Here is a 15067-nt window from a genome sequence, read left to right as displayed (position 1 = left end):
GTTGGAGTCATTACCCTTTTTTCAACTTCTGATGGATGCGAGTGATTGAACTCATACATTAATGTTTTCCCACGAAGTCTTTTTTCAGGTAAGCCTTCGCACATATCGGTAAATAGCTTGCCTGCTTTTATTTTTTCTGTCATCGACATGTTCATTTTTAACATTCCGTCCTGATAAGTTGGTCGGATAAGGCGCTCGCGCCGTATCCGACATTAATTTCTTAAGCGACTTCATTCACCTGGCGACGCAGCAGAGAAAGTGGGCCGGGGCCGCTAAGCGTGAACACGGAAATTAAGGTGAAGCCCAGCGCCACCAGACCCAGCACCAGGTAAGCGCCCTGGAAACCGATGCTTTCATACATATTGCCCGCCAGAATAGACATAAAAATCATCGCCAGTTGCTTAAAGAAGCAGAAACAGACCAGATAAATCGTCGCTGAAAAACGCACTTCAAACTGGCTGGTAATATATTTAAAGCAGCCCACCAGCAGGAACGGTACTTCAAACATATGCAGCGTTTTCAGAATAACCACTTCCAGTGCTGAGGTAGCGAACGATGAGCCAATAATACGTACTGACATAATAGTGCCAGCCAGCAGCAGGGCGTTTTTCCCACCGATGCGATTAATGATCAGTGGCGCAAAAAACATAATCGAGGCGTTAAGTAATTCGCCCATTGTCGTTACGTAGCCAAATACCCGCGTACCCTGTTCACCGGTAGCAAAGAACGAAGTAAAGAAATTAGCAAACTGTTGGTCAAAAACATCGTAGGTGCAGGAAACGCCAATAACATACAGTGACAAAAACCACAGTTTTGGCTGTCTGAACAGTTCCAGCGCCAGCTTAAGGCTAAATGCCGAATGGTTGGCACCTACCGCATTGGCAACCGTGGCAGAAGAGGGCGCATCCGTTTTGGCGAAAAAGAGTAAAACGGCGAGGATGAATGCACAGCCAGAACCCAGCCAGAAAACAAACTGATTATTGATGGTGAACATGATGCCGACAATCGAGGCACACAGCGCCCAGCCAACACAGCCAAACATCCGCGCGCGACCATATTCGAAATTACTGCGACGGCTGACTTTCTCGATAAATGCCTCTACTGCTGGCGCACCGGCGTTAAAACAAAAGCCTAGATAAATACCACCAACAATCGATCCTACTAAAATGTTGTATTGTAACAGTGGCCCGAAGATAAAAATAAAGAACGGCGCAAACATCACTAACATGCCGGTAATAATCCACAGCAGGTATTTGCGCAGCCCGAGTTTGTCAGAAAGCAGACCAAACAGCGGTTGGAATAATAGCGAGAACAGAGAAATAGCGGCAAAAATAATACCCGTATCACTTTTGCTGATATGGTTGATGTCATGTAGCCAAATCGGGAAAAACGGGAAGTAGGCTCCCATGATAAAAAAGTAAAAGAAAAAGAATAAACCGAACATCCAAAAGTTTGTGTTTTTTAAATAGTACATAATGGATTTCCTTACGCGAAATACGGGCAGACATGGCCTGCCCGGTTATTATTATTTTTGACACCAGAGCAACTGGTAATGGTAGCTACCGGCGCTAAGGTGGAATTCCGCCGACACTGACGGGCTCCAGGAGTCGTCGCCACCAATCCCCATATGGAAACCGTCGATATTCAGCCATGTGCCTTCTTCCGCGTGCAGCAGATGGCGATGGCTGGTTTCCATCAGTTGCTGTTGACTGTAGCGGCTGATGTTGAACTGGAAGTCGCCGCGCCACTGGTGTGGGCCATAATTCAATTCGCGCGTCCCGCAGCGCAGACCGTTTTCGCTCGGGAAGACGTACGGGGTATACATGTCTGACAATGGCAGATCCCAGCGGTCAAAACAGGCCGCAGTAAGGCGGTCGGGATAGTTTTCTTGCGGCCCTAATCCGAGCCAGTTTACCCGCTCTGCTACCTGCGCCAGCTGGCAGGTCAGGCCAATCCGCGCCGGATGTGGCGTATTGCTCGCCACTTCAACATCAACGGTAATCGCCATTTGACCACTTCCATCAATCCGGTAGGTTTTCCGGCTGATAAATAAGGTTTTCCCCTGATGCTGCCACGCGTGGACCGTGGTAATCAGCACCGCGTCGGCAAGCGTATCTGCCGTGCACTGCAACAACGCTGCTTCGGCCTGGTAATGGCCCGCCGCCTTCCAGCGTTCGACCCAGGCGTTAGGGTCAATGCGGGTCGCTTCACTTACGCCAATGTCGTTATCCAGCGGTGCGCGGGTGAACTGATCGCGCAGCGGCGTCAGCAGTTGTTTTTTATCGCCAATCCACATCTGTGAAAGAAAGCCTGACTGGCGGTTAAATTGCCAACGCTTATTATCCAGCTCGATGCAAAAATCCGTTTCGCTGGTGGTCAGTTGCGGGATGGCGTGGGGCGCGGAGGGGAGTGTCACGCTGAGGTTTTCCGCCAGACGCCACTGCTGCCAGGCGCTGATGTGTCCGGCTGCTGACCATGTGGTCGCGTTCGGTTGCACTACGTGAACCGTTAGCCAGAGTTGTCCGGCGCTCTCCGGCTGCGGTAGTTCAGGCAGTTCAATCAACTGTTTACCTTGTGGAGCGACATCCAGAGGCACTTCACCGCTTGCCAGCGGCTTGCCATCCAGCGCCACCATCCAGTGCAGGAGCTCGTTATCGCTATGACGGAACAGGTATTCGCTGGTCACTTCGATGGTTCGCCCGGATAAACTGAACTGGAAAAACTGCTGCTGGTGTTTTGCTTCCGTCAGCGCCGGATGCGGCGTGCGGTCTGCAAAGACCAGACCGTTCATGCAGAACTGGCGATCATTCGGCGTATCGCCAAAATCACCGCCGTAAGCCGACCACGGATTGCCATTTTCATCATATTTAATCAGCGACTGATCCACCCAGTCCCAGACGAAGCCGCCCTGTAAACGGGGGTACTGACGAAACGCCTGCCAGTATTTAGCGAAGCCGCCAAGACTGTTACCCATCGCGTGGGCGTATTCGCAAAGGATCAGCGGGCGCGTCTCTCCAGGCAACGAAAGCCATTTTTTGATGGACCATTTCGGCACAGCCGGGAAGGGCTGGTCTTCATCCACGCGCGCGTACATCGGGCAAATAATATCGGTTGCGAAGGTGTCGGCTCCGCCGCCTTCATACTGTACCGGGCGGGAAGGATCGACAGATTTGATCCAGCGATAGAGTGCGTCGTGATTAGCGCCGTGGCCTGATTCATTCCCCAGCGACCAGATGATCACACTCGGGTGATTACGATCGCGCTGCACCATTCGCGTTACGCGTTCGCTCATCGCGGGTAGCCAGCGCGGATCATCGGTCAGACGATTCATTGGCACCATGCCGTGGGTTTCAATGTTGGCTTCATCCACCACATACAGGCCGTAGTGGTCGCACAGCGTGTACCACAGCGGATGGTTCGGATAATGCGAACAGCGCACGGCGTTAAAGTTGTTCTGCTTCATCAGCAGGATATCCTGCACCATCGTCTGCTCATCCATGACCTGACCATGCAGAGGATGATGCTCGTGACGGTTAACGCCGCGAATCAGCAACGGCTTGCCGTTCAGCAGCAGCAGACCATTTTCAATCCGCACCTCGCGGAAACCGACATCGCAGGCTTCTGCTTCAATCAGCGTGCCGTCGGCGGTGTGCAGTTCAACCACCGCACGATAGAGATTCGGGATTTCGGCGCTCCACAGTTTCGGGTTTTCGACGTTCAGACGTAGGGTGACGTGATCGGCATAACCACCACGCTCATCGATAATTTCACCGCCGAAAGGCGCGGTGCCGCTGGCGACCTGCGTTTCACCCTGCCACAAAGAAACCGTCACCCGCAGCTCATCGCGCAGCTCGCCGTACATCTGAACGTCTGCCTCCAGTACAGCGCGGCTGAAATCATCATTAAAGTGAGTGGCTACATGGAAATCGCTGATTTGCGTGCTCGGTTTATGCAGCAACGAGACGTCACGGAAAATGCCGCTCATCCGCCACATATCCTGATCTTCCAGATAACTGCCGTCACTCCAGCGCAGCACCATCACCGCGAGGCGGTTTTCTCCGGCGTGTAAAAATGCGCTCAGGTCAAATTCAGACGGCAAACGACTGTCCTGTCCGTAACCGACCCAGCGCCCGTTGCACCACAAATGAAACGCCGAGTTAACACCATCAAAAATAATTCGCGTCTGGCCTTCCTGTAGCCAGCTTTCATCAACATTAAATGTGAGCGAGTAACAACCCGTCGGATTCTCCGTGGGAACATACGGCGGATTGACCGCAATGGGATAGGTCACGTTGGTGTAGATAGGCGCATCGTAACCGTGCATCTGCCAGTTTGAGGGGACGATGACAGTATCGGCGTCAGGAAGATCGCGCTCCAGCCAGCTTTCTGGTACCGCTTCTGGTGCCGGAAACCAGGCAAAGCGCCATTCACCATTCAGGCTGCGCGACTCTTGGGAAGGGCGATCGGTGCGAGCCTCTTCGCTATTACGCCAGCTGGCGAAAGGGGGATGTGCCGCAAGGCGATTAAGTTGGGTAACGCCAGGGTTTTCCCAGTCACGACGTTGTAATACGACGGCCAGTGAATCCGTAATCATTGTCATAGTTGTATCCTGCGTGAATTGTTATCCGCTCACATTTTCGCATAACATACGAGCCGGACACATAGAGTGTAAAGCCTGGGGTGCCTAATGAGTGAGCTGACTCACATTAATTGCGTTGCGCTCACTGCCCGCTTTCAAGTCGGGAAACTTGTCGTGCCAGCTGCATTAAGGAATCTGCCAACGTGCGGGGAGAGGTGGTTTGCGTATTGGGCGCCAGGGTGGTTTTTCTTTTCACCAGTGAGACGGGCAACAGCTGATTGCTCTTCACCGCCTGGCCCTGAGAGAGTTTCAGCAAGCGGTCCACGCTGGTTTGCCCCAGCAGGCGAAAATCCTGTTTGATGGTGGTTAACGGCGGGATATAACACGAGCTGTCTTCGGTATCGTCGTATCCCACTACCGAGATATCCGCACCAACGCGCAACCCGGACTCGGTAATGGCGCGCATTGCGCCCAGCGCCATCTGATCGTTGGCAACCAGCATCGCAGTGGGAACGATGCCCTCATTTAGCATTTGCATGGTTTGTTGAAAACCGGACATGGCACTCCAGTCGCCTTCCCGTTCCGCTATCGGATGAATTTGATTGCGAGTGAGATATTTATGCCAGCCCGCCAGACGCAGACGCGCCGAGACAGAACTTAATGGGCCCGCTAACAGCGCGATTTGCTGGTGACCCAATGCGACCAGATGCTCCACGCCCAGTCGCGTACCGTCTTCATGGGAGAAAATAATACTGTTGATGGGAGTCTGGTCAGAGACATCAAGAAATAACGCCGGAACATTAGCGCAGGCAGCTTCCACAGCAATGGCATCCTGGTCATCCAGCGGATAGTTAATGATCAGCCCACTGACGCGTTGCGCGAGAAGATTGTGCACCGCCGCTTTACAGGCTTCGACGCCGCTTCGTTCTACCATCGACACCACCACGCTGGCACCCAGTTGATCGGCGCGAGATTTAATCGCCGCGACAATTTGCGACGGCGCGTGCAGGGCCAGACTGGAGGTAGCAACGCCAATCAGCAACGACTGTTTCCCCGCCAGTTGTTGTGCCACGCGGTTGGGAATGTAGTTCAGCTGCGCCATCGCCGCTTCCACCTTTTCCCGCGTTTTCGCAGAGACGTGGCTGGCCTGGTTCACCACGCGGGAAACGGTCTGATAAGAGACACCGGCATACTCTGCGACATCGTATAGCGTTACTGGTTTCACATTTACCACCCTGAATTGACTCTCTTCGGGTGCTATCATGCCATACCACGAAATGTTTTGCGCCATTCGGAGGGGGCACGCCGAAGTGAGATTCAAAATGCCGACGTCAGTTCACAGGTGGGTAATGATACCAACGTGTTGATTTCGTATTTTCACTGACACCAGGATCATCCTGATGTTACAAGGATTGAATGACTACAGATTAAAATAGTCATCAACAGGTTGACAGCATTACCGTTTTTTTCGTCTCATTTTTATCGTATTCGGGTGTCTGTCTGTACCATGCAGACGCTCGCTTTTTGTAATGCCAGCTAAAGAAACAGGCTTAACGTAGGATATTTTCCGTTTGCCAAGCGGCCCCCATATTGAATGGCTGACGGTACTGGATTTCGATGAGATAAAAATAAACCGTATTTTTATTGCCAATATTGATGACCCGGTGAAGCGAGCGCTACTTGTTTCTGTGGTGAAAGGGTTACGTGGTACTGGCAAACCACTGGTGTTTGAAGGGGTGGAAACGCCAGGACAGTTTGAATTCGTCCGTTCTCTTGGCCCCGGTTACCTAGTTCAGGGCTGGTATACCGGAAAACCCGAAACAATATCTGCGATGAATATTCAGGGTTAAAACGATACGGGGCCCGGCCCGTATCGGCAACCCGACCCGTCAGCGTATCGCTTTCTGTCTGAAGCCGGTTCAGGTCGGCTTCTATCTGCGCGATGCGGCGGGAGATTTATTCAGAACGACTGCCGAAGTTCATCCGGCGAATCTTATCCAGCTGCGCCTGCAGATGGTCTATTTCGCGCTCCCGGTCGGCCTGCTTTTCCAGCAGGGCGCGGTTCAGCGCTTCCTGTTCGGACAGGCGCTGTTTCAGCAGAAGGATGTCGTCAGGGGGAGGTGTTGTTCATAAGCCCGCATTTTACCAGGCTTATTCAACGACAACCAGGATAAAGAGGCCTACAACATGGTCAGGGACGTAAGCAGTCTTTTAGGCTGCCGCCAGTCGATGCCTTCCAGAAGCATTGCCAGCTGCGCCGGGGTCAGGAACACTTTGCCATCGCGGGCAGAGGGCCAGGCGAAGCGGCCGCGTTCCAGCCGTTTGGTCAGCAGGCACAGCCCGTCGCCGGTGGACCACAGCAGTTTGACCTTACTGCCGCTGCGGCCCCGGAAGATGAAGACATGGCCGGATATCGGGTCATCTTTCAGCATCGTCTGCACCTTTGCGGCGAGACCATTGAAGCCGTTGCGCATGTCGGTGATACCGGCAACCAGCCAGATTTTGGTGCCTGTTGGCAGGTGGTTATCACTTCCTTTATCTGTCCTGTGATGATCCTTATGACTTCGCCAGACTACTTCACCACACACATGGGTCTGCCAGATACCGGTTCGGGATGGATTTCCGCTTCTACGCTGAACACCGTCTTTAGAAGCTCTGGTTTCATCACTGCTTCCGGAGCACCTTGCGCCATCACGCGACCGCTTGCCAGTACCACCAGATGATCGCAATAGCGGCTGGCCTGATTCAGATCGTGGAGTACCGTCACTACGGTTTTCCCCTGCCTTTTGAGTTCAACCATCAGGCGCATCAGTTCAACCTGATGATTGATATCGAGGTAGGTCGTAGGCTCATCAAGAAGAATGAGTGGGGTATCCTGTGCCAGCACCATCGCCAGAAACGCACGCTGGCGCTGGCCGCCGGAAAGCTGGGTTAACCTGCGGTCAGCCAGATTGCGCGTCCGGGTCTGACTCATTGCCACGTTGACCCGCTCGTTGTCTTCCGCGGAGAGTCGCCCCCACAACGACAGCCACGGGCTGCGGCCGTAGGAAACCAGTTCCCGTACAGTGATCCCCTCGGGGGATAAATGGTGTTGCGGCAGTAAAGCCAGGCGGCGAGCCAGCTGGCGGGCGGAAAAACCGGCTATGGGTTTTTCATCAAGCAATATCTCGCCAGAGTCTGGTGTTAACAGGCGAGAAAAACAGTTCAACAGCGTCGATTTCCCGCAACCGTTAGGGCCGAGCAGGGCCGTGATTTTTCCGGCAGGCAGGGCGAGAGAAAGTCCATCCAGCACGGTTTGTGCGCCATAGCTGACGGTCAGATTTTCAGTACGTAATCTCATTTATCGCATTCTCACAAGCAGCCAGACAAACCACGGTGCGCCGATAATGGCGGTCAGCACGCCTGCCGGAAGCTCCAGCGGCGGATGAATGATTCGTGCCAGCAGATCGGCAATGACCAGCAACAACGCGCCCGTCAGGGCCGAAACGGGCATCAGCCAGCGGTGACGCCCGCCGGCGATCCTGCGCACCATGTGCGGCACGACGAGACCAATAAAACTTATCGGGCCACAGACGGCCACGCCGGTTGCTGTCATCGCGACAGCCAGCATCAGCCCCTGGAACCGGGTGCGCTGAACCGACACGCCGAGCGTGGCTGCTCGTGCATCGCCCAGCGCCAGCAGGTCGAGATCGCGACAAAAGCGCAGGCTCAGCGGCAAAAACAGAATGAGCAACGGCACGGCAATCTTCACAAAGTGCCAGTCGCGCCCCCATAAGCTACCCGTCAGCCACAGCAGGGCACTGTTTACATCCTGCGGGTGCAGGAGCATCAGGTAATCCGTCAGGCTCGCCCAGCAGGCGGAAAGCGCCACGCCGGTGAGCGCCAGCTTCATCGGCTGGTGGGTCTTTGCCAGCATCTTCAGCAAGATCAACCCCGCCATACCGCCCGCAAAGGCCAGCAGCGGCAGCACCATCACGGATAGTGATGGCATAAGAAGCAGTGCTCCCACAGAGGCAAGGCTGGCGGCATGGTTAATGCCGAGAATATCCGGTGATGCTAGCGGGTTACGCACAATCCCCTGTACCAGCACGCCCGCCACGGCGAGGGCTGCACCGACAAACAGTGCCAGCAGCAAGCGCGGCAGTCGGTACTCCATCAATACATAATAATGCTCGCGTCCGTCCTGCCAGTCGGTCAGCAGCGCGCGCCACGGCACGGGGATCACCCCCATATGGAGTGATAACAGCGCACAACCTGCCAGGGCAAGGGTGATGAAAATGACCAGCGCAATTTTCATCCTCGCCTCCTCACCAGCCAGACAAAGCAAGGACTGCCAATCAGCGCCAGCACTGCGCCTGCGGGCAGATCGCCGGGGAAGGCCAGCGCGCGTGCGAGTACATCTGCCATCAGCATCAGCGTGGCCCCCAGCAGCATGCTCACCGGCAGTACGTTGCGCTGATCGAAGCCTGCCCAGAAGCGCGCCAGATGTGGCACCAGCAGGCCGATAAACGCCACCGGACCTGCCACACTGACGCACGCGCCAACCAGAAGCAGCACTAACATATTGATGATCAAACGTAGTCTCGGCAGGTTCACTCCCAGCGTATGGGCGGTACTGTCGCTGACGTTGAGCAGGTTCAGTTGATTCGCCAGCAGCAACACGACAGGGACTGCAGTGACCACCACCGGCAAGAGCTGCCAGACATCCTGCCAGTGGGCGTGGGACACTCCGCCTGCCAGCCAGTAAAAGATGCCGTAAGCATGATCTTCGGCCAGCAGCAGGGTGATGCGGGTCAGGGCCATACAAAAGGCCGACAGCGCGATACCCGCGAGGATCAGTTTGTTTCTGTCCTGGGTATGACGAAACCCGCCTCCTGCGGTCATGACCAGCAGCCAGCTCACGCCGCCCCCGCATGCCGCGATGAACGACAGGGAATAGCCTGCAACCGGCGTCGGACTCAGCGCGCTGGTAAGCGCCATAGCCAGCGCCGCGCCGCTGTTAATGCCGAGCAGTGAAGGAGAGGCCATTGGGTTGTGGGTCAGGGTTTGCAGCAGCGTGCCCGCGAGCGCCAGGCTTGCGCCGATCAGAACGGCGACCAGGCTTCGCGGCAAACGAAGGTTTTGCACCAGCGCTTCTGGTAGCGTTGGCGTGTGTCCAGGCAGCAGGGCGCGGATTGCGTCTGCTCCGGAAACAGGAATGGCCGAGTAGCAAAACAGACTCAGCCAGAAAATAATAATAAGTACTGCAACGGGAAGCCCCCACAGCAGCACCGGGTGTTTTAGCGCGGTCATTTCACATCGGTAAGCGGCTGATGGTGGAAGATTTTTACCGTGTCAGCGGCAATACGCTCTGCGGCAAAAATACCGCGCATCCGCGCCCAGGCGTTACTGTCGACTGAAGCAACCTGCTGCTTCTGCGCGGCGGTTAATATCTGCCAGAGCGGATCTTGTTGCCAGCGTTTAACAATGCTCTCTTCGCGATAGTGGGCAACCAGCAGCCAGGCAGGATTGACCGCCAGCAGTTGCTCCAGGCCGATGGACGGCATGGACGCGCCCGCCATCGCAGCGGGAACGTTCAGCCCCAGAGAAGCCAGCACGCTGCCGGTCCAGGTCTCCTGGGTATGCAGGTTGAATAGCTGTTCGCGTGATGTGCCAAAGGCCACGCGTGTCCCTGTGGGAAGCTGGCTGGACCACTGCGCCATCTTCTCTTTATGTTGTTCCAGACGCGCCTGCATCTCTCGTTTTTTACCTACCACTTCGCCGATGATAGCCGCTGAGTGCAAATTTTCAGCGTAGGTTTCGTTGCGGGACTTAAGCAGCAGTACCGGCGCGATTTGCTGCAAGGCAGTGTAAATCCCCGCATGGCGACTGCTGTCGGCAATGATCAGGTCTGGTTTCAGGGCAGCAATGGCTTCCAGGCTCGGCTGCGCGCGCGTTCCGACGGACTGCCACGGTTTCAGGTGCGCACGCACTTCGGGCAGGATGCGTTTTGCATCGTTATCGTCGGCAATACCGATCGGGCTGACGTCCACGGCGGCCAGCGCATCGGCGAACGAGAGTTCCAGCACCACAATCCGTTGTGGCGTTTTATCGAGTGTAAACGTGCCGTGTTCGTCCTGAACCGTGGCGGCAAAGGCGTGGCCGATCACCAGCAGCAGGCCTGCAAAAAGAAAACGGATAAATGCCAACATAGTCACATTCCAGCTAAAAGCCCGGCAAGCCGGGCGTTAACACATCAGAACTTCAACGACCCCTGCATATACAGCGTGCGCGGCTGGCCTGCGTAGATGCCTTTGTTGTTGTCGTCATAAGAGCGGATGAAGTAGTCCTGGTCGAAGATGTTTTTCACACCGAACGCCAGGTTCAGATCTGCCATCTGCGGGCCAAAGTCATACGCCACGCGTGCGCCCCAGAGCATGAAGCCGGGAATGCGGCCGGTACTGCCGTCGGCGCTCTCTTTCACCGTATTGGCGTTATCCGCAAACTGGCTGGACTGGAAATCGCTGTTCAGATTGAACGTCCAGTTGCCCGGCTTGTAGTCCACGCCCAGCGTGCCTTTATGTTTCGGGGAGAATGGCACCTGATTGCCATAGGTGTCGCCTTTCTCGCGGATTTCCGCGTTCACATACGCATAGCTGGCGTAGACGGAAACGTTATCAAGCGTTGGCGTTAGCGTACCCAGGTCGTAACGTGCCTGCGTTTCCAGCCCGGTATGGCGCGTTTTGCCACGTGCAGTGACGGTGTCGTTGGTCTGGTTGGAGTCGTACTGATTGTTAAAGTTAATCAGGAACAGCCCCATTTCCGCCGTCAGCGCGCCGTCATCGTAGCGGGTACCGAGTTCCCAGGTTCGCGCTTTTTCCGGTTCCACATTGCCGCTTTGCACAGCCTTGCCAATCTGGCTGTACTGTACGGTGCCGAACGAGCCTTCAGTGTTTGCATAAAGATTCCAGCTATCAGTCAGGTGATAGAGCACGTTCAACGCCGGAAGCGGTGCGTTATAGCTCACCTCTTCGTGCGTGCCTTTGATGGCGTTGTTCTGGTATGACTCGATATGTTCGAAACGCATACCCGGCGTGATGGTCCAGTTGCCGATGTCGATTTTGTCATCCAGATACCAGGCGTGCGCCTCGGTGCCGGAACGCGTGTCGCGGTCGTAAGGGCTTGAGCCGGACGGCAACTGCCCGCTGCTGGTGGCGGTGTAGTAACGCATTTCATGCGTTGATTCATTCACATAGCGATAGCCCACGCCCACTTCGTGCGCGGAAGGGCCGATCATAAAGCTCTGGCTGTAGCGTGGCTCAATACCGCGCACCCAGTAGATACGCGGCGAGAGGGTGATGCGTTTGCCTTGCTCCAGGTAGCCGCTGCGCAGGGTTTGGGTGTAGAACCCCTGAATGTTGAATTTATGCTGGCTGTCCGGCTGGAACTGGTAGCCCAGGCTCGCCAGCTTGCGACGGCCCCAGAAGCGGTCATACGGGCGGGTGGATTGCCAGCGATCGGCGTCGTAATCCGCGCGGGACAGGCCGCCGGGCATGTCGGCTTCACCATCGTAATATTGCAGCAGGCTGTTGAAGGTGTGCACCTCATTCGGCGCATATTTGCTTTTCAGCATCAGGTCGTCGATGCGGGTGGCGCTGTGCTCGCGCCAGTCACTGCCGCGCGTGCCGGAGTAGAGCAGCGCGGTGCCAAAACCGTTGTCCGCTGTGCCGCCCACCATCAGGTTGTGCGTCTCTTTCGGGTTGTTTTGTGAAGAGGTTGGGCTGAGCTGACCTTCCACCCCCGCCTCGATACCAAAGTCCTGCGGAATGGCGCGGGTAACAAAGTTCACCACGCCGCCCACGCTCTGCGGTCCGTAACGCACCGCACCACCACCGCGCACCACGTCAATGGCATCCATGTTGCCGAGCGAAACGGGAGCCAGTGAAAGCTGCGGCTGACCGTAAGGGGCAAAGGGGACGGGGATGCCGTCCATCAGGACGGTCGAGCGGCTGGCGAGGCGTGGGTTCAGGCCCCGGATGCCAAAGTTCATCGCCAGGTCGTGGCTGCCGGTGCCGTTGTTTTCCGGCGCGCTGACGCCAGGGATGCGGTTAAGCACCTCACGCATGGTGGTTGCGCCGGTTTTGGCGAAATCCTCACGGCGGATCACGTCACGCGCGCCAGCATGTTCAAATACGTCGTTTTCACGCGCATCGCCCAGCCAGTCGCCGACCACGGTCAGGGCATCTTCTTTTGGCGCGGGCGCGGTCTCCAGCGTCCAGCTGTTATTTCTCAGCGGTTTTACCTGCAGTCCGCTGCCGTCCAGCAGTTGTTGCAGGCCGCTCTCGACGTCGTAATCTCCGTGCAGGCCGTTGCTCTGCTTGCCGCGCGTCAGGCTGGCGTCAACCGAGAGGGTAATTCCGCTGTGTGCGGCATACTGATTGAGCGCTTTGTCGAGCGATCCCGGTGCGATATCAACCTGTGCAGCAAAAGCGGAAAACGAGAGACCGGCCAGCGGCAGCAGGCTCAGGCGAATGGCGTTAACCAAAGGTGTTGTTTTACGAAAAACGCGTAACGGCGTCATACCTTCTCCATCATCATTTTTGTTGTGTTCAGCTATGAGTCGAACGAGAAGGGTAAAAAGGACAATCGAAATGAGAATTATTTTTCTTACAGCGGTGAAATGTTTATCCAGTACCGCGTAATAGACTGAATTTTAACGGGAAGCGTTTGAGCGATAACGTTCAGGATCGCATCGGTATTTTTCAGCGGGAACGTCCCGCTCAGGCGCAGCCCGGCAACGGCGGGATCGCAGCGCAGCACGCCGTTGCGGTAACGGCTTAGCGTGGCTATCACCTCACCCAGCGGTTTATCGCTGAAGCTCAGGATGCCCTTCGTCCAGCTTGTACTCTCGTCATCCAGCGGTTTCACTGCGCCAAACTCAGAGGCGCTGAACTGCAGGCTTTCACCAGCGTTCACGATGCGTTTTTGCGCGGGGGCACTGGCGAGAAGCACTTCCACGGCGTGCTGCTGCACGTCAAGCTGCGTGAAATTATCCTGCTGGCGGACGGTAAATTCTGTCCCTAAAGCGGTGAGTTGGCCCTGACGGGTCAGGACGCGGAAGGGGCGTTGCTGCGCATCTTTCGCGGTAGTAATGGCGATTTCACCGTACCAGAGCCGGACGGTGCGCTGATGCGCATCAAAACGCACATCCGCCGCGCTTTGGGTATTCAGCGTGAGCAGGGAGTCATCTTCCAGTTGCTGACGGCTGACTGCGCCTTTGGCGGTGCGGTAATCTGCCCGCAGACCTTCGCCGGTTTCCGACTGCCAGAGTTGCCAGCCTCCGCCAGCGCCGAGCAACAGCAGTAATCCTTTCATCACGTGACGGCGGGTGAGGCGGGTATCGTGCAGCGCCCGGCTGGCAACGTCGCCAGGCACACCGCCAAGCTGGTTGCGCAGGTTTTCAACCTGCTGCCAGGCCCACTGGTTATCCTGATCCTGTTCATACCACTGTTGCCAGCGCGCTTCCTGTTGTGGGCTGACGCGCTCGCCGCTTAGCACGGCATACCAGTGGGAAGCTGAACGCAGCGCCTGACGGCGGGAATCGGTTAACGAAGGATTCATAACCCATGCTCCAGACGAAACAGCAGGCAGTGCTCGACGGCTTTCGCCACGTATTTTTTCACGGAGCTGACGGAAACACCGAGTTTGTGCGCAATCTCGCTGTATGTCAGGCCATCCAGTTGCGAAAGCAGAAACGCTTCACGTGTTTTTCCGTTTAGCCCGTCCAGCATGCTGTCGACGAGTTGTAGGGTCTCGAGCTGGCTTTCGCGTTCCTCAGGTGAAGGCGCTACCCCCTCCGGCATAAGCGCCAGCATCTCCAGATACGCTTTTTCCAGCGCGTTTCGGCGAAACAGGTCCACCATCACGCGTTTGGCGATAGTGCACAGGAAAGAGCGAGGATCGCGGATCGTCGAGAGCGTTTCGCTGCTCATTACCCGCAAAAAAGTGTCCTGGGCAATGTCATCTGCATCAAAGGCAGACTGGAGTTTGCGCGTCAGCCAACTTTTCAACCAGCCGTGATGGGTGCCATAAAGCGACTCGAACGTTAAGGAAGCTGTGGAAGTGGCACGGTCAGACATGCGGAGTGCATCAAAAGTTAATTATCACGTAGCCATATTAATATGAGAATGGTTATCATTACAATTGGAAATAAAATTGTTTCCAATAAACATTTTTAACATGTTGTTTTTCTAAGTGTTATAAGGTAGGTATAAAATGGGATGGATCCTCTGCTTCTGGCATCTGTCGGTCAGAATGACATCATGATGTGGTCTGCTATTATTGACATCCTCCCCGCCCTTTAGGGCGGGGAGGATGTCAACTATGAGTGTTGCCTGAAATGTCGCCAGCCCCCGGTACAGCAGAAGTATCTCGGGCTTTCTGCGTTTGCTCCTGGTGGGTATGGCCCCCGCAAGCGGGGGTTATTGCTAACTGGGTAATGACTCAAAA

13 protein-coding genes and 1 pseudogene are annotated in these 15067 nt (G+C 55.6%); 1 reads left to right on the top strand and 13 read right to left on the bottom strand.

Translation table 11 applies throughout. The features are described 5' to 3' along the window. From PUZ33_RS24865 to lacI, 4 genes are all read right to left on the bottom strand, one after another. Positions 1–155: maltose acetyltransferase domain-containing protein (locus tag PUZ33_RS24865; protein WP_021243005.1), on the bottom strand; the 155-nt coding region annotated here is incomplete at its 3' end. Between the two features lie 65 nt (positions 156–220). Then, positions 221–1474: a lactose permease gene (gene lacY, locus PUZ33_RS24860; RefSeq protein WP_003846917.1), complete on the bottom strand. Its 1254-nt coding sequence runs from the start codon at positions 1472–1474 to the stop codon at positions 221–223. A 51-nt stretch (positions 1475–1525) separates the two neighbouring features. Beyond that, on the bottom strand, positions 1526–4600 hold the full coding sequence (gene lacZ, locus PUZ33_RS24855) for a beta-galactosidase (protein WP_007894989.1): 3075 nt from the start codon (positions 4598–4600) through the stop codon (positions 1526–1528). A 121-nt stretch (positions 4601–4721) separates the two neighbouring features. After that, on the bottom strand, positions 4722–5804 hold the full coding sequence (lacI, locus tag PUZ33_RS24850) for a DNA-binding transcriptional repressor LacI (protein ID WP_007851507.1): 1083 nt from the start codon (positions 5802–5804) through the stop codon (positions 4722–4724). Between the two features lie 346 nt (positions 5805–6150). Here lacI and PUZ33_RS24845 point away from each other — a divergent pair, with 346 nt between their 5' ends. Continuing rightward, entirely contained in the window at positions 6151–6429 is a 279-nt protein-coding gene (locus PUZ33_RS24845; protein WP_274205379.1) for an EAL domain-containing protein, read from the top strand. Positions 6430–6451: 22 nt separating this feature from the next. Here PUZ33_RS24845 and PUZ33_RS24840 read toward each other — a convergent pair. The 9 genes and pseudogenes from PUZ33_RS24840 to fecI form a co-directional block, all read right to left on the bottom strand. Beyond that, positions 6452–6710: pseudogene (locus tag PUZ33_RS24840) on the bottom strand (IS66 family transposase); the annotation flags it as partial. A 49-nt stretch (positions 6711–6759) separates the two neighbouring features. Beyond that, positions 6760–7098, bottom strand: coding sequence for an IS66 family insertion sequence element accessory protein TnpB (tnpB, locus tag PUZ33_RS24835; RefSeq protein WP_028018554.1), 339 nt, complete (start codon positions 7096–7098; stop codon positions 6760–6762). Between the two features lie 53 nt (positions 7099–7151). Beyond that, positions 7152–7919 (bottom strand): Fe(3+) dicitrate ABC transporter ATP-binding protein FecE, encoded by a 768-nt coding sequence (gene fecE / locus PUZ33_RS24830; RefSeq protein WP_004152282.1) that lies wholly within the window; start codon positions 7917–7919, stop codon positions 7152–7154. Next, entirely contained in the window at positions 7920–8876 is a 957-nt protein-coding gene (fecD, locus tag PUZ33_RS24825; RefSeq protein ID WP_004118246.1) for a Fe(3+) dicitrate ABC transporter permease subunit FecD, read from the bottom strand. Beyond that, positions 8873–9871, bottom strand: coding sequence for an iron-dicitrate ABC transporter permease FecC (fecC, locus tag PUZ33_RS24820; protein ID WP_004118243.1), 999 nt, complete (start codon positions 9869–9871; stop codon positions 8873–8875). The genes fecD and fecC overlap by 4 nt, the downstream gene beginning before the upstream one ends. Further along, complete coding sequence (gene fecB / locus PUZ33_RS24815; protein ID WP_007898890.1) at positions 9868–10770, bottom strand: Fe(3+) dicitrate ABC transporter substrate-binding protein FecB; 903 nt, start codon at positions 10768–10770, stop codon at positions 9868–9870. The genes fecC and fecB overlap by 4 nt, the downstream gene beginning before the upstream one ends. Before the next feature lie 44 nt (positions 10771–10814). Continuing rightward, positions 10815–13139: a TonB-dependent Fe(3+) dicitrate receptor FecA gene (fecA, locus tag PUZ33_RS24810; RefSeq protein WP_022652364.1), complete on the bottom strand. Its 2325-nt coding sequence runs from the start codon at positions 13137–13139 to the stop codon at positions 10815–10817. Between the two features lie 86 nt (positions 13140–13225). After that, complete coding sequence (fecR, locus tag PUZ33_RS24805) at positions 13226–14179, bottom strand: ferric citrate uptake sigma factor regulator FecR (protein WP_023304425.1); 954 nt, start codon at positions 14177–14179, stop codon at positions 13226–13228. Beyond that, positions 14176–14697: an RNA polymerase sigma factor FecI gene (fecI, locus tag PUZ33_RS24800; RefSeq protein ID WP_016151347.1), complete on the bottom strand. Its 522-nt coding sequence runs from the start codon at positions 14695–14697 to the stop codon at positions 14176–14178. Before fecI ends, fecR begins: the two co-directional genes overlap by 4 nt. Positions 14698–15067: the final 370 nt, after the last annotated feature.

It is taken from the genome of Enterobacter cloacae complex sp. 2022EL-00981 (assembly GCF_028737495.1).
Taxonomy (GTDB): domain Bacteria; phylum Pseudomonadota; class Gammaproteobacteria; order Enterobacterales; family Enterobacteriaceae; genus Enterobacter; species Enterobacter cloacae.
Note: the sequence above shows the minus strand (reverse complement) of the source record. Positions and strands in the feature narration are given on the sequence as shown.

What these genes read in the sequence shown, in the direction of transcription:
- lacY (WP_003846917.1), bottom strand. Translation starts at nt 1,474, where the DNA reads ATGTACTATTTAAAAAACACAAACTTTTGGATGTTCGGTTTATTCTTT.
- lacZ (WP_007894989.1), bottom strand. Translation starts at nt 4,600, where the DNA reads ATGACAATGATTACGGATTCACTGGCCGTCGTATTACAACGTCGTGAC.
- fecE (WP_004152282.1), bottom strand. Translation starts at nt 7,919, where the DNA reads ATGAGATTACGTACTGAAAATCTGACCGTCAGCTATGGCGCACAAACC.
- fecD (WP_004118246.1), bottom strand. Translation starts at nt 8,876, where the DNA reads ATGAAAATTGCGCTGGTCATTTTCATCACCCTTGCCCTGGCAGGTTGT.
- fecC (WP_004118243.1), bottom strand. Translation starts at nt 9,871, where the DNA reads ATGACCGCGCTAAAACACCCGGTGCTGCTGTGGGGGCTTCCCGTTGCA.
- fecB (WP_007898890.1), bottom strand. Translation starts at nt 10,770, where the DNA reads ATGTTGGCATTTATCCGTTTTCTTTTTGCAGGCCTGCTGCTGGTGATC.
- fecA (WP_022652364.1), bottom strand. Translation starts at nt 13,139, where the DNA reads ATGACGCCGTTACGCGTTTTTCGTAAAACAACACCTTTGGTTAACGCC.
- fecR (WP_023304425.1), bottom strand. Translation starts at nt 14,179, where the DNA reads ATGAATCCTTCGTTAACCGATTCCCGCCGTCAGGCGCTGCGTTCAGCT.
- fecI (WP_016151347.1), bottom strand. Translation starts at nt 14,697, where the DNA reads ATGTCTGACCGTGCCACTTCCACAGCTTCCTTAACGTTCGAGTCGCTT.